Genomic DNA, 21,808 nt, shown 5'->3' on the forward strand with positions numbered 1-21,808 from the left:
TGGGAGTACGATTGCACTTCCATTGGGAATACGATTGCACTTCCATTGGAGGTACGATTGCACTTCCATTGGGAGTACGATTGCACTTCCATTGGAGGTATGATTGTACTTCCATTGAAACAACAAATAAAAGGAAGATGGATATACTTATAAAAACATATTGAGCGAGCGTTTCATGACAAACCGCTCGCTCAACCTGCGGAAAGGATAGGATTCGAACCTACGAACCGCTTTAGGCGGTTACACGCTTTCCAGGCGTGCCTCTTCAACCACTCGAGCACCTTTCCATTGCTTTTGCGGTGCAAAACTAATACTTTTATTTGGAAAAACGGCAACGAAAAGGCAAAAAAATACGACGCTGGGCATTTTAGCCCGCAAGAATAACCGTGATGTCATGGAAAATAAGTAACTTTGTACGTCAACATCGCAAAAGTTTATCATGGACGGATATATAGAAGTCAAGGGAGCGCGTGTCAACAACCTCAAGAACATTTCGCTCAAAATACCCCGCAATCAATTCATCACCGTGACGGGCGTCTCGGGCTCGGGCAAGTCGTCGCTGGCCTTCGACACGCTCTACGCCGAGGGGCAACGCCGCTATGTGGAGAGTCTTTCGGCATATGCCCGCCAGTTCTTGGGGCGCATGAGCAAGCCCGAATGTGATTTCATCAACGGACTCCCACCGGCCATCGCCATCGAACAGAAGGTCATCGCACGCAATCCACGCTCGACCGTGGGCACCACCACTGAGATTTACGAATACATGCGCCTGCTCTATGCACGCATCGGGCGGACGTTCTCGCCCGTGAGCGGCGAGGAAGTGAAGCGCCACACGCCCGAAGATGTCGTCCGCTGCATCTGCGGCTATTCCAAAGGAACGAAATTCATGATCCTCTCTCCGCTCCATGTCATTGAAGGCAGAACGCTGGGAAAGCAGTTGGAGATGTACATGCAAGAAGGGTATTCGCGCTTCTACAGCCGAGGAGAGGTAATGCGCATCGAGGACCTGCTGAACAGAGAAGACATCGATACGCAAGACCCGTCGGAGCTTTATCTGATTATCGCCCGCATGAGTGTGGACGACACGAAAGACGCCATATCGCGCATGACCGACTCGGCCGAAACCGCCTTCTATGAGGGTGATGGGCTGTTGAAACTGGTGTTCCTTCCCGGCAATATCAGCTACGAGTTCTCAACGCGCTTCGAAGCCGACGGTATCAAGTTCACAGAACCCAACGACAACATGTTCTCGTTCAACTCTCCGTTGGGAGCCTGTCCCACGTGCGAGGGCTTCGGGAATGTAATCGGGATAGACGAGAAGCTGGTCATTCCCAACTCGACGCTCAGTGTCTACGAAGGCTGCGTACAGTGCTGGCACGGAGACAAGATGGGCGGCTGGCAGACCGAGTTCATCCGGCGTGCAGCCGCTGACGACTTTCCTATCTTTGAACCTTATTTCAAGCTTGAACGCAAGTATAAGGACATGCTTTGGCACGGTTTGCCTTGCGAAAAAGACCGCGATATACACGAAAAGGTCTGTATCGACGCTTTCTTTCAAATGGTGAAGGAAAACCAATACAAGATACAATATCGCGTGATGATGAGCCGCTACAGAGGCAAGACCGTGTGTCCCGACTGTCACGGAACGAAACTCAAGCAGGAGGCCACGTGGGTGAAAGTGGGCGGAAGAAGCATCACCGAACTTGTGGAGATGCCAATCGGTAAGCTGAAGGCGTGGTTCGACGAACTTCAGCTCGACGAACACGAAGCAGAGATTGCCAAGCGGCTGCTCACGGAAATCAAGAACCGATTGAATTTCCTTGTCGAGGTCGGGCTGAGTTATCTGACACTCAACCGACAGTCCAGCACGCTCAGCGGCGGCGAAAGTCAGCGCATCAACCTCACCACGTCTTTGGGTTCGTCGCTTGTCGGTTCGTTATACATACTCGACGAGCCGAGCATCGGACTTCACAGCCGAGATACCGACCGGTTGATACGCGTGCTGAAAAACCTTCAGAAACTGGGCAACACCGTTATGGTCGTAGAACATGATGAAGAAATCATGCGGGCGTCTGATTATTTGATTGATATTGGTCCCGACGCAGGCGACCACGGAGGCGAGGTCGTCTTTCAGGGAAGTACAGACGTGCTGGAGCGCAGTGGCCAAGCATTGCTTGAGGAATATCCGCGCTCGCACACCATCAAATATCTGGCGCATCAAGAAACAATTGCCACACCAAAGTCGAGGCGCAAGTGGAACCGCGCGATCGAGCTACGAGGAGCGCGTATGAACAATCTTCGCGGTATCGACGTCAAGATCCCACTCAATGCGTTCACTTGCGTGACGGGCGTTTCAGGATCGGGCAAGTCGAGCCTCGTCAAAGGCATTCTCTATCCAGCCATCAAACGCCGCTTAGACGAAGTGGCCGACGCACCGGGCGAATACACTGCGCTCGAAGGAGATTGGCAGGAAATCAAGCACGCGGAGTTCGTAGACCAGAATCCCATCGGGAAGAGCACGCGCTCCAACCCGGCTACTTACGTGAAAGCCTATGAAAGCATCCGCCAACTCTTCGCCGAACAGCCTCTCGCCAAGCAGATGGGCTTCACGGCACAGTATTTCTCGTTCAACACCGAGGGCGGACGATGCGAGGAATGCAAGGGGGCCGGCGTCATCAACGTCGAGATGCAGTTCATGGCCGATTTGGTATTGGAGTGCGAGAGTTGCCACGGCCAGCGCTTCAAGCGCGATGTTCTGGAGGTGAGGTTCCACGGAAAGAACATCAACGACGTGCTTTGCATGACGGTTTCGGAGGCCATAACGTTCTTCGCCGCGCATCAACAGAAAACGATTGTCGCCCGACTCAAGCCGCTGGAAGACGTCGGCCTCGGCTACATCAAACTCGGGCAGAATTCGAGCACACTTTCCGGTGGCGAGAACCAACGCGTGAAGCTGGCCTTCTTCATCGGGCAAGAAAAGCAGGAACCGACGCTGTTTATCTTCGACGAGCCCACCACCGGGCTGCACTTCCACGATATCCAACGTTTGCTCGGGGCTTTCAATGCCCTCATCGAGCGCGGCCACACAATATTGGTCGTCGAACACAACACGGACGTCATTAAATGCGCCGACTACGTGATCGACCTTGGGCCCGACGGCGGCGACAAAGGCGGAAGCGTTGTTTTCGAGGGCACACCCGAAGCGCTCGCACAATGTAAAGAAAGTATCACGGCCCGCTTTCTGGCGGCGAAACTCTAAGCCAACATCAAAACAGAACTGAGCATACTCGTCCCCTGCTACAACTGCCGATGTGTAGCACTCGTCAAGGCGCTGGCCATGCAATGCGAAAACATTGAGGGCCTGCGCTACGAAATCATCGTCGCCGACGACGGAAGCACAGACACACACGCGCGCCTCACCAACAAAGAGATGCTCGAGCTCGCGAACGTCGTCTACCTGCAACGCCGTGAAAACGTCGGGCGCGCACGCATCAGGAACGTCCTTGCGCGCCGGGCGACAAGCGCGTGGCTGCTGTTTGTCGACAGCGACATGACCGTCTGCCGAGACGACTTCGTCCTGCGCTATGCAGAACTCGACGACGCCTACGAAGTGGCCTGCGGCGGCTATCTGCTCGGCCACGCGAAGGGCAACAACCTACGGTTCCTCTACGAAAAACAAGCCGCCGACAGCAACACGCTCGCCCGCCGCAATCTTCACCCCTATCACAACCTCCACACGGCCAATCTCCTGATGCGGCGTGAAACGGCGTTCGCCCACCCCTTCGACGAGCGTTTCCGCCGTTACGGCTACGAGGACGTGCTCCTCGGGAAGCAACTCATGTTGTCCGGCACACGCATCATTCACATAGACAACCCGTTGCTCTTCGCAGATTTCGAGAGCAACACGCATTTCATGCAAAAAACCGAAGAGGCCCTGCAGACGCTCCATACGTTCCGCGAAGAGCTTCGGGGATTTTCTCGGCTGCTCGACGTGGCCGACAAAATCAGGCACCTGCATCTGCAGCCACTCGTTGATTTCTATTGGAAACGAAGAAAGAAATCATGGCGCGCATGCCTGTGCGGCAATCAACCGAAGCTGAAATACTACAAATACTATAGATTGGGCTATTTCCTCTCACTTTTTTCATAAGAGAGGGAGAGCCTCCCCCAGCCCCTCCGGAGGAGGGGGAGCGAACGAGCGGGAACCCACCCCGGCCCTCCCGAAGGGAGGGAGCCATAGCTTGCGGACAAATTTTCTCAAGTTTCTGCTCCCTCCCTTTGGGAGGGTTGGGGTGGGTTGTCAATTTCTGCACCCCTCCTTTGGAGGGGCCGGGGGAGGCTCCCAGTTTCTGCTCCCTCCCTTCGGGAGGGCTGGGGTGGGTTGTCAGTTTCTGTCCCCTCTTCGAAAGGGCTGGGGTGGGTTGTCAAATTCTGTTCCCCCTCTTCGGGAGTGCTGGGGTAAGTTTGATTTTTTTTTTGCAGCCAACAACAATTTCCGCGCGGAAATTGGAATTTCTAATCAGGAAAACGGTAATTTCTACTCTGAAACTCGAGTTTCTGGACAACCAGCGGCAATTTTTGTAAAGAATTCTTAGTTTCTAAGCAGAAAACGCTGTATTGTGTCAAGAATTTCGGAATTCTAAGCAGAAAACAGAAAATTTTGTAAAGAATTCGCGAATTTTTTGCAGAAAACGGAAAATTTCGCTCAGAATTCCAAAATTCTTGACAAAAAATCTCATTTTCTGCTCGGAATTCGCAAATTCTTGACAAAATACAGCAATTTCTGCTCAGAATTTGCAAATTCTTGATAAAAATCGGGAAATTCTGCTCGGAATTCGCAAATTTTTGATGACCTACAGCGATTTTTGATGAAAAACATGCGTTTCTGAACAGAAAATAGCTTCGTTCTGTCCTTCAAAAGGAGCGGAAAGCGAGCCGCACCTATAAAACTGTTAATTCGCGAGAAAGACGGGCAAAACCTTTGGCTATTTCGCCTTTTCTTGATAATTTTGCAGGAAAACATCAAATACATGCTGAAATTTATTTCGTTCGGCAGTGGCAGTAGCGGTAATTGCTATTGTCTGTTCACCGAGACAGACGGGATCCTCATAGACGCCGGCTTGGGGCTCCGCACGCTGAAGAAACATTTCAAGGATTACGGCCTTCGGCTGGCCGATATCAACAGTTTGCTGGTCACGCACGACCATGCCGACCATATTAAGTCGGCGGGAAGCCTGAGCCACGACTTCGACATCGACGTCTATGCAACGCGGAAGGTGCATGCGGGCATCGAACAGAATTACAGTGTAAAAACAAAGGTCGAGCCCCGGCACGTCAAGGTGATTGAGCAGGGAACGCCCTTTTTGCTCGGTTCGTTCGCCATCACACCCTTCAACGTACCTCACGACAGCTCGGACAACGTGGGATATAAGGTGGTGTGCGGCGAGGTCGTCTTCGTACTCATGACGGACATCGGCCACGTCACGCAGGAGATAAGAAACTTCGTCGGCGAGGCGAATTATCTCGTGATTGAGGCCAACCACGACGAAGAAATGCTGGCCGGAGGTGCTTATCCGCAACATCTGAAGGAGCGAATACTCGGCCCCAACGGTCATCTGGCCAACGCGGCCTGCGGAAAGGTCATCGCCGAGTGTGCGACCCCTTCCTTGCGGAAAGTTTGGCTGTGCCACCTGAGCGAGGAGAATAATCATCCGGTTTTGGCCCAGAAAACGGTGGAGAATGTTCTTCGCGCGCATGGGATTGTCGCGGGCGTCGATTTTACGGTCGAAGTGCTCAAGCGAAAAGTGCCGACGGGCGTCTACGAGCTCGTCTGATGCGTCAGAAAGGCATTCCGACGGCAAAGTGGAAGGTGAAATCGCGCCCGAAGGCCGGATGAAGCAGCGCGTAGTGTTCATTCTGCGTGCGATAGGCAGGATTGATGGCCTTCATGCCCATGTCAAAGCGTAGAACGAAGTAATCGAAGTTCAGGCGCAGTCCGACGCCGTAAGCCACGGCAATCTGCTTGTAGAACGAGCCGAGTTTGAACTGTCCGCCCGGCTGCTCGGCATAGCTGCGCAGCGTCCAGATATTCCCGGCATCAACGAAGGCCGCTCCGTTCAACTTCCAGAAAAGATAAGTGCGATACTCGAGATTCAGGTCGAGCTTCATGTCTCCCGTTTGGTTAATGAAGTCGATGCGCCCGTTCGAGCCTCTGAAACTTCCGGGGCCGAGGCTGCGCACGCTCCAACCGCGCACGCTGTTGGCACCACCCGAGAAGTATCGTTTTTCGAAGGGCAAGACGGTGCTGTTTCCGTAGGGCCACGCTATTCCGAGGCCTACGTGCATGGCCAGCGTGTTGCGGCTGTCGAAATTCAGCAAGCGCGTATAGTCGGCGTCGAACTTTGCGTATTGCGCATAGGCAATATTGAACAGCGTGTGCTGTCCGCTGGCGTTCTGCTTGAAACGAAAGGCGGCCGACAGCCCGTCGAGCAAATTTCCTGCAGTTTCGATGTTGGCCCGGAGTGCGTTCTGCCCGTCGTTGTAGGTCAATCCGGCCCCAACCTTCATGATGAATAAATCTTCGTAGTTGTAACGCAGAATGGCGTTGCGGTTGTTCGGGCTGTCAAGGTAGTCGTGCTTGAACGTCGAGCTTATCCACGGCATGTAGACATAATTCAGGTCCAGCAGGTCTACCCTGTAATTAATATGATGGCGAGGCTCAGCCCAACGATAGCGCCAGCCCGCCGAGAACACGCGACGATGGAACTCCGGGCGGTTCTGCGAATTATAGCCTAACGAAAGCTCGGACGTAGCCAAGCTGCGACGTTTGAACGTAGGCGAAAGGAAGGGAGCCAGAAAGCGCGGGAATTGTAACCGACCATCAATGCCGTACTCCACGTAGTTCTGGTTCTGATAACCCTCAAGTCCGGTGATTGCTTCAAAGGCGCTGCGTAGCCGCACGGTCAGAAGCTCAGAACCATGGAAGAAGTTGCGGTTCTCCCACGTCAGACTGGCAGCCGCTCCCAAATCGCCCGCAGTGTTCGTGCCTTCCGGCTGGAACGAGAGCGTGTTGGGCTTGTTGGTGCTGATTTGAATGCTGCAGTCGAGCACGGTCGTGTCGGGACGCTCGTTGAAACGGATATTGGTGTATTTCACGGCCTGCAGACGGGAGAATTTGTTGTAAGTTTCTTGTAGGGCCTCGCTACTGTAGAGACTTTTCTCATCGAACATGGTTGCGTTGCGCAGCACCTGCTCGCGCAGATGCAATCGACCGTCGTCGTCGCCGCTCGCATACGAAATACTGTCAACCACATAGCGTGGGTGCGGCTCAGGCGAGGCGTCGGACCGGAACGGCATCAGGTGGAGCGTGAGATTGATGTCGCGGCTGTCGCGCGCCGAGTCGGCACTGAATCGAATGAAATCCTTGTGGAATTTATAATATCCGTGGTTCTGCAGGAAGCTCGTCAGGTTGCGCCGCTCCGCATTGAGCGCATCCACCGTGAACCGGCTTCCCGATGTCAGCGTGGGCTTAAAGCAGTCGCGCCCGCTACGCGCCTCCATCAAGCGGGCGATGGCACTGTCCTGAATATCATAGCGCAGTGATGCGATGCGATAAGGCTCGCCGGGATAAAGCCGGTAGATGACTTCGACCTTCTTCCTCCCCCGTATTCGGGTCAGCAATTCCGTACGTGCGTGCATATACCCCATGTTCCGCATGGCCGTCGTCAGGTCGTCCATGGAGCGGCGGGCCTGCAATGTGTCGAATACCACGGGCGCCTCGCCGACATGCTTCAGCATGCGATTGAGCCATTTCGTGGAGTCTCTCCCCGCCAGACTGTAAGTTCCAAGCGGAATTCTGAAGAGCGAGAACCAGCGAGAGTTGCCCTGCTGGCGCACGTAAGTTTGAAGCGTCGAAGCATCGAGCGACTTATCGGCGGTCTCCACTCTGACTTTGTCGAGCAGATAACTACCCTCCGGGACGAACTTCGACGCATTGCAACCCATCAGCAACAAGGGAGTCGTCAATATGTAAACCCATCTGAATTTCATAGGCCTGCAAAGATAAGTTTTTTTTCTGGAATATGCAAATCTACCAAGTGGGCCTACGGGGCCGAACGCGTGCTACGCCCCCTCCCCGTTTGCTCTGTTCAGTGGTTGAAACCATCGCAAGACGAGCCCGCTTTGCACCGTGGTTTTCAGCCTCGCCCGATTGGGCTTCCCATCTCAGCCATTTTGCTTTGCAATCTCAGCCATTTTGCCTCGCAATATCAACTATATTGCGGCCTGATTTCAGCCATTTCATGCGGCACAATGGCTGACCTTCCCCTCTCATTTCAATTACATCCCATTCTCGCGTTCGTGAGACCCGGGTCTCGCGCCCATGAGACCCGGGTCTCACGCTCGTGACATCCCCCTCTCACTCCAATATCCCACGAGGCAAGGATAAACCGATTATGTTAAAAAGAACTAATGGAACGGGGTGCAAGATGGATAAATCGGAAATATAAAGTTTTTTGTTTACCTTTGCACGCGAATTTCAATGAACAAGGTAATAAGACTAAAAAATGATAACATTAACAAATCTTGCTGTCCAATTTGGAAAGAGAGTGCTTTACAAAGACGTAAACATCAAGTTCACCCGTGGCAACATCTACGGTGTCATCGGAGCCAACGGTGCGGGGAAATCGACCTTACTGCGTGCCATCAGCGGTGAATTGGAGCCGAACCACGGAACCGTGGAGCTTGGTCCGGGCGAACGTCTCTCGGTATTGGAGCAGGACCACTTCAAATATGACGAGTTCCGCGTCATAGATACCGTGCTCATGGGACACCAGCCGCTTTGGGACAACATGAAAGAGCGTGAACGGCTTTATTCAAAGGAAGAAATGACCGAGGAAGATGGTAACCGGGCCGCGGAACTTGAAGAAAGATTTGCCGAAATGAACGGTTGGGAAGCCGAGAGCGAGGCTGCACAGTTGTTGCAGAACTTGGGCGTGAAGGAAGAACTCCACCAAAAGATGGTGGCCGAGTTGAGCAATACGGAGAAAGTGCGCGTCATGTTGGCCAAGGCTCTCTTTGGAAAACCAGACAATCTGTTGCTTGATGAGCCTACCAATGACCTTGACCTTGACACCGTGGAATGGCTGGAGGACTATCTATCCGAGATTGATGAGAACCAAACGGTGCTCGTCGTAAGTCACGACCGCCACTTCCTTGATGCCGTTTCCACACAGACCATCGACATTGACTACGGAAAAGTGACCGTCTTTGCCGGCAACTATTCGTTCTGGTACGAGAGTTCGCAGCTGGCGTTGCGCCAAGCGCAAAACCAAAAACTGAAGGCCGAAGAGAAGAAGAAGCAGTTGGAGGAGTTCATCCGCCGCTTCTCGGCCAATGTGGCGAAGAGCAAGCAGACCACCTCGCGCAAAAAGATGCTTGAAAAGCTGAATGTTGAGGAAATCAAGCCATCAAGTCGCAAATATCCCGGCATCATCTTCCAAATGGAACGCGAGCCGGGCAATCAGATATTGGAAGTGGAAGGACTCAAGGCCGTCGATGCTGACGGCACAGTGCTCTTTGATGACATTCATTTCAATATTGAAAAAGGACAGAAAGTCGTTTTCCTTAGTCACAATCCGAAGGCTATGACAGCACTTTTCGAGATTATTAATGGTAATCGTGAGGCTGCTGCAGGAACTTATAAGTGGGGAGTGACCATCACCACGGCTTATCTGCCCCTCGACAACACCGAGTTTTTCAAGAGCGACATGACTCTTGTGGACTGGTTGGGGCAATATGGCGTGGGTAACGAAGTCATGATGAAAGGTTATCTGGGCAGAATGCTGTTCAGCGGAGAAGAGGTGTTGAAGAAGGTCAATGTGCTTTCAGGAGGTGAGAAGATGCGTTGCATGATAGCTCGCATGCAGTTGCAGAACGCAAACTGTCTGATTCTCGACACCCCGACCAACCATCTCGACTTGGAAAGCATTCAGGCTTTCAACAACAATCTGACGCTTTTCAAAGGCAATATCCTCTTTTCAAGCCACGACCATGAATTTATCGAGACCGTAGCCAATCGTATCATTGAACTCACACCAAACGGAGCTATCGACAAGCTGATGCCCTACGATGAATATATCCATGATGAGGCCATCAAGGAACAGAAAGCCAAGATGTATAACTAAACAAAAGAATGCCTGAAACCTATGTCTCATTTTCTTTCAGGAGATGTCTGAATTGGCTTCAGGCATTGTTTTGGCATGCATTTTGCCCTATTCCACAATAAAAAACATATAATAATGAAAAAAGAAGAAGACATAAAGCTAAACGAGAACATGTCGGCTGAAGAGATGGAAAACCTCGAAGACCGTCAGACTGTGGATAATGAAGACGCTGTCAAAGAGGTTGAGTCCGAAGAAATGGGAGAAAGCAAGGACTCGGTTGAGGCCTTGAAAGAAGAGAACAGTAAGCTGAAAGATCAATTGCTGCGCACAATTGCAGAGTTCGACAACTTCCGTAAACGCACAAATAAAGAAAAGGCCGAACTCATTTTGAATGGCGGCAAGAAGACGATAACAGATATCCTGCCCGTACTTGACGACTTTGAGCGTGCACTTGAAGACAAGAGCGACGATCCGGTTGCTATCAAAGAAGGCATGCAGATGATTTTCAACAAATTCGTGAAGACACTTGAAGGAATGGGAGTAAAGAAGATTGAAACCAATGAGGCTGACTTCAATACAGACTATCACGAAGCTATTGCCATGGTTCCGGGAGTGGGCGAAGACAAGAAAGGTAAGGTTATTGACTGTGTTCAGACGGGCTATACCATGAACGATCAGGTAATCAGACATGCAAAGGTAGCTGTAGGACAATAATAAAAGGTATAGAACAGACATGGCTCAAAAAAGAGATTACTACGACGTGCTTGGTGTGCAGAAGACCGCCACAGACGAAGAAATTAAAATAGCTTACCGAAAGATTGCTATCAAATATCATCCCGATAGAAACCCCGGTGACAAAGAGGCTGAAGAGAGATTCAAGGAAGCGGCAGAGGCTTACGAGGTGTTGCACGATTCGCAGAAGCGCCAACAATATGACCAATTTGGCTTCGACGGTTTGCAAGGAGCGGGAGGCGGTTTCGGCGGTAGTATGGACATGGACGATATTTTCTCCATGTTTGGAGATATCTTTGGTGGTCACAGTGGCTTCGGTAGTTTTGGCGGAAGGCAAAGACAAGCCCAATATCGTGGTGCGGATTTGAGATTGAAAGTAAGTCTGACTCTTGAAGAAGTAGCCACTGGCGTTACCAAAAAATTCAAAGTAAGAAAAGATATCGAATGCAAACACTGCCATGGTAGCGGTGCAGAGGGCGGAAGTGGAAGCGAAACCTGTCCAAACTGCGGGGGACGCGGCGTTGTTATGAAGACAGTTCGCACCATGTTGGGTATGATGCAGACGCAAACGGAATGCCCCCAATGTCACGGTGAAGGTACTATTATAAAGAACAAGTGCAAGGAATGCGGTGGAACAGGTGTTGTCAAAGGAGAAGAAGTCGTTGAGATACAAATACCGGCCGGTGTTGCACAAGGCATGGTTGTCAATGTTCCGGGAAAAGGGAATGCAGGAATGCATAATGGTATCACAGGCAATATTCAAGTACTAATAGAAGAACTACCTCATGAGACTTTCGTCAGAGATGAGCAAGACATCATCTATAACCTGCTACTCGACTTCCCAACAGCTGCTCTCGGCGGCGAGGTTGAAATCCCAACAATTCAAGGTACAAAGGTTAAAATCAAGATTGATGCGGGTACACAGCCCGGAAAGACGCTCCGGCTACGTGGAAAAGGACTTCCGGCTATTCAAGGATATGGGAGTGGCATGGGCGATCTCGTCATCAATATCAGTGTTTACATTCCGAAGACGCTTGACAAAGATGAGAAAAAAGCCATAGAGGCATTCAAGGACAGTGATAACTTCAAAGGAGACGCGACCACCAAGCAGACCATCTTCCAAAAGTTCAGAAACTATTTCAACTAAGAAGATGAATTACGCCGAGACTGTAGAATATCTATTCAATAGCACCCCTGTCTTTGAACATGTGGGTGCTTCTGCATATAAAGAAGGACTGTATAACAGTTTAGCTTTAGACGAGCATTTCGGACATCCACATCGTTCATATAAGACAATCCACGTAGCGGGTACCAACGGCAAAGGTTCCTGTTCACATTCCTTGGCTGCCATGCTCCAACAAAAAGGCTATAAGGTTGGGCTTTACACTTCTCCGCATATTATTGATTTTCGTGAGCGAATCAGAGTTGATGGGCAGTGTATCTGTGAAGACTCTGTTATTGACTTCGTGGAGAAAGAACTTAGTTTCTTTGAACCTCTCCATCCAAGTTTCTTTGAATTGACAACAGCACTGGCCTTTAAGTATTTTGCAGAACAGCGAGTTGATATCGCGATAATTGAGGTGGGACTTGGGGGAAGACTTGATTGTACCAACATCATCACCCCCATTCTATCCCTCATCACAAATATCAGTCTGGATCATGTTCAATTCTTAGGTGAAACGCTTGCCAAAATAGCTTACGAAAAGGCCGGTATTATCAAGGAAGGTGTCCCTGTTATTATAGGAGAATATACCATGGAGACACGTCCCGTATTTCATAAAAAAGCCACAGAAATGCATAGTCCCATCTTTTTTGCCCAAGACGATATGGAAGTCATCAGTAGCGAAATAGATAAAAATGGCATGCGAAGCTATAACACAAAGCACTTTGGCCGCTTTCATGCGGAGCTTGCCGGTAACTATCAAGTGAAAAACATGAATACGGTTTTAACTGCCGTCAATGTATTAAAAGAGCAAGGAATCGATCTTAGCGATACCATCAGCGCTTTGGGGCATGTGAGCGAGCTAACCCACCTGATGGGGCGATGGATGAAGATAAACGACACACCGAGAACCATATGCGATACCGGACACAATGTCGGTGCTTGGCAATATTTGGCACCACAGATAAACTCACAGCCATGTAAAACGCTTAGGATAGTGTTCGGTATGGTTGATGATAAGGATGTTAACGCTGTGATGAGCATGCTTCCTAAAACTGCCGTTTATTACTGGACACAATCTACTTCGAAGCGTTCTATACCGGCAGAAAAGATTTCCATGATAGCACAAAAATATGGATTAACGGGCAGAATATTTAATCATGTAATTGATGCCTACTATCAAGCACTTTCAGAAGCTGACCGAGAAGATTTTGTTTTCATCGGAGGTTCAAGTTATATTGTAGCAGATTTACTTTCGACTATTAGCTTGATTGTCGACAAAGGACGGCAATGCCACCCTCACGATGGTAGAGCGCAGCTCGGGATAAAAGAACCCACCCGATAGCGCTACGGTGTCGGACGACAGCTCCTTTTTTTTATCTTCTTCCATGGAAGATAAGAGTTATTTCTTGTTTTTTGTATCGTCATCCATGGAGGAAAAGAGGTGTTTGTTAAAAAGACCTTCTTCCTCCATGGATGACGAATGTTTTATTAACTTTTTTTACCTTCCTCCATGGGAGAAAATGTTTTCTGTTAAAATATCCTTCGTTATCCGTGGACGACAAGCGTCCTTTTTACATTTTTTAGCTTCGTCCATGGATGACGAGCATTCTTTTTACATTTTACTATCTTCGCCCTTGGACGACAAGCGTTCTTTTTTTGTTTTACTATCTTCGCCCGTGGGCGACGAGTGTTCCTTTTTTGCTTTCCGTTAATCCGATGCTTCAGAGACGCAGTTTTTCCTGTTTTTTCTCCATGGGGTTCATATCGAACTCGCATAGGATAGAGCGCTGCACGAACTTCCTTATCATGATCTTTAAAATATTAGAAAATAAGTAAATAGGTGAAAGTTTTTGTTATTTCATTTGTGGAATTCGTAACTTTTTATTTACTTTGCAATAAGATATGACTAACTAAAAACTTAAAGATATTATGAGCACAATTCCAAATGAAAACATCTGTGGCCTGAAACGTGAGGACTTTCAGACCACAATTAACGGGAAGAAAACCGATTTGTATGTCCTCCGCAATCCATTGGGTAATGAAGTTGCAATCACGAATTATGGAGGAGCGATAGTTGCAATCATGGTACCCGACAGAGATGGTAAATATGCTAATATCATTCAAGGACATGATAATATCAATGATGTAATAAACTCTCCAGAACCTTATTTAAGCCGTTTAATCGGACGCTTTGGAAATCGCATAGCCAATGGAAAATTTCAATTACATGGTAAAGAATACTGCCTATCTATCAACAATGGCCCCAACTCATTACATGGTGGCATAAAAGGCTTTAACATTAAAGTTTGGGATGCCGAATTGATGAATGATCGTTCACTTGTGCTTCATTATGTTTCTGCATACGGTGAAGAGGGCTTCTCCGGAGAATTAAAAACAACAGTCATCTATACATTCAATGACGATAATGAGTTGGTGATAGATTATTTGGCTTGCACTAACAAAAAAACGATTATCAACCTAACACACCACGCATTCTTTTCTTTAGCCGGTATTGCAAGCCCTACTCCCACTGTTGACAATTTAGAATGTGAAATCAATGCCGACTTCTACCTACCTATTGACAAAACAAGTATTCCGACAGGGGAAATACTGAAAGTTGAAGATACTCCTTTCGATTTCCGAACACCGATGTCCATAGGAAAGCGTATCAACGAAGACAACGAGCAGTTAAAAAACGGTTCAGGCTACGACCACTGTTACGTGCTCAACAAGAAAGAAGAAGGCGAGTTGAGCTTTGCCGCAAGAATAACAGAACCGAATAGCGGCCGTACTATGGAAATGTATACTACGGAACCAGGTGTACAACTTTATACAGGCAACTTTGAGAATGGCATCAAGGGAACTCATGGTGCGACTTATCCTTATCGCTCTGGTATCTGCTTCGAAGCACAGCACTTCCCCGACAGCCCAAATCGTCCTTATTTCCCGTCAGTCGTATTGAACCCGGGTGAGCAATATAAGCAAAAAACCATTTATAAGTTTGGAATAAACAAATAATTTATATAAATCAATGGAAAATAACACAAAACAACAAGGAAACATCATTGCCATCATCACAATGATGTTTCTCTTTGCGATGATTTCGTTCGTAACCAATCTCGCAGCCCCTATTGGTGTAATCTGGAAAAACGTGTTCCAAGGAACAGGAAGTGAAAACATGATTGGTATGCTGGGAAATGCAATGAACTTCCTTGCTTATCTCTTCATGGGTATCCCTGCCGGTAAGTTGCTCACCAAGATTGGTTACAAGAACACGGCTCTCACCGGTATTGCCACCGGCTTTGTCGGTGTGCTTATTCAGTTCATCTCTGGTAAGTTTGGTGCCGACGTAAGCGGCTTTGCCGTCTATCTGTTTGGAGCATTCATCAGCGGCTTCGCAGTCTGCATTCTCAACACGGTTGTAAACCCGATGCTCAACCTGCTTGGTGGCGGAGGAAACCGTGGTAACCAGCTGAACCTCATCGGTGGAACGCTTAACTCATTGGCAGGAACCTTGACGCCCATGCTTGTGGGTGCACTTATCGGAACCGTTACAGCCACTACGAAGATGGCCAATGTCAACATGGTCCTCTTTATTGCGCTGGGTGTATTTGCAACCGCCTTCGTAGTCTTGTTCTTTATCCCGATTGCCGACCCTGAAATGGGAAAGACAACGAGCGATACCGTTTTCGAACATAGTCCATGGGCATTCCGCCATTTCGTATTAGGCACCATAGCCATCTTCGTCTATGTGGGTGTTGAGATTGGTATTCCCGGAACCTTGAACTTCTACATCAGCGATACTTCTGCCAACGGTGCTGGCCTGATGGAGAACGCAGCCGCTATCGGAGGCTTTGTTGCCGGAACTTATTGGTTCCTCATGCTTGTCGGCCGCTTTATCGCCAGTTTCATAGGAGGCCGGGTATCGAGCCGTTCGATGATGATTGTCACAACCGTTGCCGGCATGGCATTCATCGTTTTGGCGATGCTCCTCGGCAAGTCCTCTACCGTTTCCATGCCAGTTTTCACGGGTACGACATTCAAGATGGTCGTAGTGCCTATCGCTGCACTGTTATTGGTGCTCTGCGGACTTTGCACATCTGTCATGTGGAGCTGCATCTTCAATCTTGCCACAGAAGGCTTGGGTAAATATTCAGCAGCAGCATCAGGTATCTTCATGATGATGGTTGTAGGCGGAGGCCTTCTGCCTTTGGCACAGAACTTCATCGCCGACCATTCAAGCTATCTGTTCTCCTACATCGTTCCTCTCGTTGCATTGGCTTTCATGTGCTACTATGCATTAATCGGAAGCAAGAACGTCAATAAGGATATCCCCGTAGACTAAACATTCACATCGAAAAGCCCCTCGCCTGCGCAACAGGTCGGGGCTTTATACTTTCAAACCAGAAACACAACCAAAACCTATCAACTTATGGATATTGAAAAAGTAAGAAGTCGCTTCATCAAGCATTTCGACGGTAAGACCGGAAACATCTACATGTCTCCCGGCAGAATTAATCTCATTGGCGAACACACCGACTACAACGGCGGTTTCGTCTTCCCCGGTGCAGTAGACAAAGGCATCATGGCCGAAGTCCGCCCCAACGGCACAAACACCATTATGCTCTACTCCATCGACCTTAAAGACCGTGTAGAGTTCAAGGTCGACGACCCGCAAGGCCCACGCGCAAGCTGGGCACGTTATATCTATGGCATCGTGCAAGAGATGAAGAGCCTCGGTGTAGATGTCAAGGGCTTCAACGCAGCATTCTATGGCGACGTGCCGCTCGGTGCAGGCATGTCTTCGAGCGCAGCCCTCGAGAGTTGCTTTGCCTTTGCATTGAACGACCTCTTCGGCAACAACAAAGTGTCGAAATGGGACATGGTGCTTGCCGGACAGGCCACCGAACACAAGTATGTCGGCGTAATGTGTGGCATCATGGACCAGTTCGCCAGCGTCTTCGGACAGGAAGGAAAGCTGATGCGCTTAGACTGCCGCAGCCGCGAATTCGAATACTTCCCCTTCAATCCGCAAGGCTACAAGCTCGTGCTGATTAACTCGAAGGTGAAGCACGAACTGGCAGGAAGCCCCTATAACGACCGCCGGAACAGCTGCGAGAACGTTGTCAAGCACATTGCGGCAAAGCATCCGGAAGCAAAGTTCGAGACATTGCGCGACTGCACATGGGAACAGTTGGAAGAAGTGAGGGCCGAAGTTGGCGAAGAAGACTACAAGCGTGCCCACTTCGTTCTGGGAGAGAAAGACCGCGTGCTCGCCGTCTGCGATGCACTCGAGCGAGGCGACTACGAGACCGTAGGCCAGAAGATGTATGAAACCCACGAGGGCTTGAGCAAGGAATACGAAGTGTCGTGCGAAGAGCTCGACTTCCTCAACGACCTTGCCCGCGAGAATGGCGTGACAGGAAGCCGTATCATGGGCGGCGGCTTCGGAGGTTGCACCATCAACCTCGTGAAAGACGAGCTCTACGACAAGTTCATCGCCGATGCAAAGACCAAGTTCGCAGCCAAATACGGCCACGCACCCGAAGTCTACCCCGTCGTCATCAGCGAAGGCTCGCACAAAGTGAACGGCATCGACTAAGTTCCGCAGTTCACATCAAACCTCATGCAGGCAACATGAATTCAAATCATGCGGCCTGCATGTGTTTTTATATAGGCCATGACACCGGCGATAAATTATATCTATCGCCGAATAGATTTTATCTGTTGGACATGACGAATGTAATTCATAACTTTGCAGCATCAAACAAAAGATTCAACACATAAAACAATTAAGACATGGAACCAATTATCAATGCACACGCACCAGAGTTCACCGTCCAAGCTTTTCAAGACGGACAGTTCAAAACAGTTTCTAATCACGATATCGAAGGCAAATGGGCACTGTTCTTCTTCTACCCGGCTGACTTCACCTTCGTCTGCCCCACCGAGTTGGAGGACTTGGCAGAGAAATACGAACAGTTGAAAGCCATGGGCGTCGAAGTGTTCTCCGTAAGCACCGACACCCATTTCGTGCACAAGGCATGGCACGACGCCTCTGACACCATCAAGAAAATCCACTACACCATGCTGGCCGACCCAACGGGTGCACTCAGCCGCGGCTTCGGCGTCTACAAAGAGGACGAAGGTTTGGCTTACCGCGGCACATTCCTCGTGAATCCCGAAGGACTCATCAAAGTGGCCGAGATACAAGACAACAGCATCGGCCGCAATGCCGACGAGTTGGTACGCAAGGTAGAGGCTGCGCAGTTCGTGGCAACCCACGACGGCGAAGTTTGCCCCGCGAAGTGGAAGAAAGGCGGCGAGACCCTCACGCCGAGCATCGACCTCGTAGGCAAAATCTAAGAAGGCCGAAAGCAATCATTCGTAGTCATAAAACATCGGTGGAGAGACCTGCAGATCAACGCTCGCGAAGCATATCTGCCCGTCTCTCCATCTTTCATAACACCCGACAATCATGTTAGACAAAGACATTCTCCGGCAAGTGAGCGGCGTATTCGGCTCACTCACTTCCGAAATCACGCTCCATGTGGTGCGCAACAGCAATGACGCACAATCGGCCGAGTTCTCATCGTTTGTAGAGGACATCGTCTCGACTTCCGACAAGCTGAACGTAGCTTATGAAGAGGGCGACCGCTTCGGTTTCAGCATCCTGCGCAACGGCGAGCCCACCGGCATCAGCTTCCGCGGCATTCCCAACGGACATGAATTCACCTCGCTGCTCCTTGCCGTGCTCAACACCGACGGACAGGGGAAGAATCTGGCCGACGAGGCCATTGCCGCACGCATCAAGGCGCTCAAGGGCGAGATACGCCTGCAGACCTACGTGTCGCTGACCTGTACCAACTGCCCCGACGTGGTGCAGGCGCTCAACGTCATGGCGCTCATCAACCCCCGCATCAGCAACGAAATGATAGACGGCGGGCTCTGCCAAGACGAAATCGAGCGACTGAACATACAGGGCGTGCCGTCGGTCTACGTCAACGGCCAGCCGCTCCACACGGGCCGGGGTGACATCGGCATGCTTTTGCAGGAATTGGAAGACAAGGTCGGCACCGACCACGACGAGACGGCCGTGCAAAGCGTCCGCCCGTATGACGTCGTCGTGCTCGGCGGCGGACCGGCAGGCGCATCGGCCGCCATCTATTCGGCCCGCAAGGGACTGCGTGTGGCCATCGTGGCCGAGCGCATCGGCGGACAGGTGAACGACACCACGGGCATCGAGAACATCATCTCCGTCCCCAAGACCACGGGCACGCAGCTCTCGGCCAACCTGCGCACGCACCTCGGCGCGTATCCCATCGACATCTTCGACAACCGAAAGGTGACCGCCGTGAGCCTGAAAGACAAGGAGAAGCGCATCACGGTGCGCGGCGGCGAAGTGTTCACGGCCCCCGCGGTCATCATTGCCACGGGTGCCGGCTGGCGACGCTTGGGCCTGCCCGACGAAGCCACGTACATCGGCCATGGCGAGCACTTCTGCCCCCATTGCGACGGACCGTTCTACAAGGGTAAGGACGTGGCCGTCATCGGCGGAGGCAACTCCGGCGTGGAGGCCGCCATCGACCTTGCAGGCATCTGTCGCCACGTGATCCTGCTGGAGTTTGCCGACACGATGCGCGCCGACGAGGTGCTGCAACAGAAAGTGGCCTCGCTCGCGAACGTCGAGCTGCATACGTCTACGCAGACCACCGCGCTGCTCGGCGAGAACGGCAGACTGACGGGCATCACCGTCAAGGACCGCACGACCGACGAGGAGCGCACCCTCAGGCTTGACGGCGTGTTTGTGCAAATCGGGCTGTCGCCCAACAGCGACACGTTCAAGGACGAACTCGAACTGACACCGCGCCGCGAGATACCCGTCGATGCCACGAACCGCACGTCCGTGCCGGGCGTATATGCCGCCGGCGACGTGACCACCGTGCCCTACAAACAGATAACCATTGCCATGGGCGAGGGCGCGAAGGCAGCCCTGTCGGCCTTTGAAGACCGAATACGGGGCCTCATCTGACCCACGAAAGGAAGGCTGCGGCCTTCCTTTTTTTATGCCCTTCGCCCTCCTTTTTTATTGCGTTCGCCCTCCTTTTTAATGTCCGCCGCCTTCCTTATTTATACCCTTCGCAAAGATAATTGGGAAATCGCTTGCACGATACCGTAAGTTTCATTACCTTTGTATAAGGAAAGGTGAATTCCCACTAAGTTGGGAAATTATTCCCTCTGAGTTGGGAAATATTTCCCACTAAGTTGAAAAATATTTCCCACTAGGTTGGGAATTCGCCTTTCCTATAAGGAGTCGGGTAGGAGTCCTATCGTGCAGGGTGTCGCATCCTAACGTTCAGGGCTTTGTCAACCTAATGTGCAGGCCATTGCCATTCCAATGTGCATTGGCATTGCATGCCAATGTGCAGGGCGTCTCCATCGATAAGCATGTGCGTGGCACGTATAACGGAAATGTCATCCAATATAAACTTAAAATAAAAGATTATGGCTGTACCTTACAAATTGGTGAAATCGAATGGCAATGTGCCTAATGACGCGAAGATGCGCGTGGTGGTCGACCTGTATCCCACGGTGGACATGGAGTTGATGGGGCGCCACATCGAAAAGGCGACGGCGCTGACCGTGGCCGACCTTATCGGGGCGTTCGAAGCCGTGAAAGTGGAGCTGGCCGACCAGCTGATGCTGGGCAACCGCGTGCATCTGCCGGGGTTGGGCTACTTCTGGCCCGCCGTGAAGGGCGAACTCTACGAAGACCCGAAGACGCATCGCTTCCGCCTGCGCAACCCCTACGTGCGGACGGTGAACTTCCGGCCCGAAAAGGCGCTGATGCAACTGCTGGAAAGCACCGAGTTCGAGAACCGGACGTATCTGGAGAAAGCCTACGACCGTCCGTCGGCCGAAGACATCGAAGCCGCGCTCAAACGCCTCTTCGCCGACGCGGACTATATCTTCATCGGCGACCTGCAATCGGAACTCGGCCTCTCCAAGTCGGCTGCCTACCGCCTGGCCCGCCGGCTCGAAGCCGAGGGACGGCTCTACAATGCGGGGTCGACCTATCGGAAAATGTACAGGAAAGGGGAGACGAAATGAAACTGAAATAAAACAAATGAAAGAAGAAATAACTTTGGTGGTTGTGGATTGTCAATACGACTTCTGCAATCCCACAGGCGCACTCTATGTGAAGGGTGCAGAAACGGCAGTGGAACATATCCTGCAGCTTATCAACACGCATGAGGGACTGGCAGAGGTGATATTCACCGTTGACTGGCATCAGGCGAGAGATGCTTCGTTTATTCCGCAGGGCGGACCGTGGCCGCCGCATTGTATTGCATTTGCGAAAGGGTCGCAGATTGACGAGCGACTCGTTCAGGCGTGCTTGGACAGAGGGATTCCCTTTCGAGTAATTCGCAAGGGCGAGGTGATAGAAACGGAAGAGTATGGGGCTTTCCAACACGTCGAGAAGCTGGCAGACGGGGGGTATCGGCTTTCGACAATGACGGACGAAGTGACGTGTGCAAGCCATCGAATGGTGATTTGTGGCGTGGCAGGCGATTATTGTGTGCTGGAGACACTGCGAAATCTGCTCAACGGGGGACTTACGGTAGATGTGTTCGCCCGTGGCATTGCTTCAATAGATGGCGGCAGGAGGCTCAACGACTTCGTTCGCGAGCAGAAACTTTGCTTTTTTACCTAATTCTCTTCTCGACTTCCTACTTTTTTTACTATC

The 21,808-nt window shown here is 50.8% G+C and carries 15 protein-coding genes and 1 tRNA gene; 14 read left to right on the plus strand and 2 right to left on the minus strand.

All coding sequences use genetic code 11. The features are described 5' to 3' along the window. Positions 1–199: 199 nt before the first annotated feature. Positions 200–287 (minus strand) — tRNA-Ser (locus tag HMPREF9944_RS11420). Between the two features lie 152 nt (positions 288–439). Between HMPREF9944_RS11420 and uvrA the strand changes: the two genes are divergently transcribed. The 3 genes from uvrA to HMPREF9944_RS11445 all read left to right on the plus strand — a co-directional run bounded on the left by uvrA (position 440) and on the right by HMPREF9944_RS11445 (position 5,834). Continuing rightward, on the plus strand, positions 440–3,259 hold the full coding sequence (uvrA, locus tag HMPREF9944_RS11425) for an excinuclease ABC subunit UvrA (RefSeq protein ID WP_008566475.1): 2,820 nt from the start codon (positions 440–442) through the stop codon (positions 3,257–3,259). Positions 3,260–3,283: 24 nt separating this feature from the next. Continuing rightward, positions 3,284–4,150, plus strand: a complete 867-nt coding sequence (locus HMPREF9944_RS11430) for a glycosyltransferase family 2 protein (protein WP_081475835.1) — start codon at positions 3,284–3,286, stop codon at positions 4,148–4,150. 880 nt (positions 4,151–5,030) lie between these two features. Continuing rightward, positions 5,031–5,834 (plus strand): MBL fold metallo-hydrolase, encoded by an 804-nt coding sequence (locus HMPREF9944_RS11445; RefSeq protein ID WP_008566480.1) that lies wholly within the window; start codon positions 5,031–5,033, stop codon positions 5,832–5,834. A gap of 4 nt (positions 5,835–5,838) precedes the next feature. On the opposite strand, the gene tamL is transcribed toward HMPREF9944_RS11445, so the two are convergent. Beyond that, positions 5,839–8,049: a translocation and assembly module lipoprotein TamL gene (gene tamL, locus HMPREF9944_RS11450; RefSeq protein WP_008566481.1), complete on the minus strand. Its 2,211-nt coding sequence runs from the start codon at positions 8,047–8,049 to the stop codon at positions 5,839–5,841. 515 nt (positions 8,050–8,564) lie between these two features. Between tamL and HMPREF9944_RS11455 the strand changes: the two genes are divergently transcribed. The 11 genes from HMPREF9944_RS11455 to HMPREF9944_RS11505 all read left to right on the plus strand — a co-directional run bounded on the left by HMPREF9944_RS11455 (position 8,565) and on the right by HMPREF9944_RS11505 (position 21,775). After that, on the plus strand, positions 8,565–10,184 hold the full coding sequence (locus tag HMPREF9944_RS11455) for an ABC-F family ATP-binding cassette domain-containing protein (protein ID WP_008566482.1): 1,620 nt from the start codon (positions 8,565–8,567) through the stop codon (positions 10,182–10,184). Between the two features lie 114 nt (positions 10,185–10,298). Next, positions 10,299–10,877, plus strand: a complete 579-nt coding sequence (locus tag HMPREF9944_RS11460; protein ID WP_008566483.1) for a nucleotide exchange factor GrpE — start codon at positions 10,299–10,301, stop codon at positions 10,875–10,877. Between the two features lie 19 nt (positions 10,878–10,896). Then, entirely contained in the window at positions 10,897–12,042 is a 1,146-nt protein-coding gene (gene dnaJ, locus HMPREF9944_RS11465; RefSeq protein ID WP_008566484.1) for a molecular chaperone DnaJ, read from the plus strand. A gap of 4 nt (positions 12,043–12,046) precedes the next feature. Beyond that, the gene (locus tag HMPREF9944_RS11470) at positions 12,047–13,402 is read left to right on the plus strand and encodes a bifunctional folylpolyglutamate synthase/dihydrofolate synthase (RefSeq protein ID WP_008566485.1); all 1,356 of its coding nucleotides are present in this window, start codon (positions 12,047–12,049) and stop codon (positions 13,400–13,402) included. Positions 13,403–13,989: 587 nt separating this feature from the next. Next, the gene (locus tag HMPREF9944_RS11475) at positions 13,990–15,078 is read left to right on the plus strand and encodes an aldose epimerase family protein (RefSeq protein ID WP_008566487.1); all 1,089 of its coding nucleotides are present in this window, start codon (positions 13,990–13,992) and stop codon (positions 15,076–15,078) included. A gap of 13 nt (positions 15,079–15,091) precedes the next feature. Continuing rightward, on the plus strand, positions 15,092–16,405 hold the full coding sequence (locus HMPREF9944_RS11480; RefSeq protein ID WP_008566488.1) for an MFS transporter: 1,314 nt from the start codon (positions 15,092–15,094) through the stop codon (positions 16,403–16,405). An 87-nt stretch (positions 16,406–16,492) separates the two neighbouring features. Next, complete coding sequence (galK, locus tag HMPREF9944_RS11485) at positions 16,493–17,662, plus strand: galactokinase (RefSeq protein WP_008566489.1); 1,170 nt, start codon at positions 16,493–16,495, stop codon at positions 17,660–17,662. A gap of 197 nt (positions 17,663–17,859) precedes the next feature. After that, the gene (gene ahpC / locus HMPREF9944_RS11490; protein ID WP_008566490.1) at positions 17,860–18,426 is read left to right on the plus strand and encodes an alkyl hydroperoxide reductase subunit C; all 567 of its coding nucleotides are present in this window, start codon (positions 17,860–17,862) and stop codon (positions 18,424–18,426) included. Positions 18,427–18,538: 112 nt separating this feature from the next. Beyond that, positions 18,539–20,092 (plus strand): alkyl hydroperoxide reductase subunit F, encoded by a 1,554-nt coding sequence (gene ahpF / locus HMPREF9944_RS11495; protein ID WP_008566492.1) that lies wholly within the window; start codon positions 18,539–18,541, stop codon positions 20,090–20,092. Between the two features lie 473 nt (positions 20,093–20,565). Then, positions 20,566–21,171 (plus strand): HU family DNA-binding protein, encoded by a 606-nt coding sequence (locus HMPREF9944_RS11500; protein WP_008566494.1) that lies wholly within the window; start codon positions 20,566–20,568, stop codon positions 21,169–21,171. 16 nt (positions 21,172–21,187) lie between these two features. Further along, positions 21,188–21,775: an isochorismatase family protein gene (locus HMPREF9944_RS11505; protein WP_008566495.1), complete on the plus strand. Its 588-nt coding sequence runs from the start codon at positions 21,188–21,190 to the stop codon at positions 21,773–21,775. Positions 21,776–21,808 lie beyond the last annotated feature (33 nt).

The organism is Segatella maculosa OT 289 (assembly GCF_000243015.1).
In the GTDB taxonomy this organism is placed as follows: Bacteria; Bacteroidota; Bacteroidia; order Bacteroidales; family Bacteroidaceae; genus Prevotella; species Prevotella maculosa.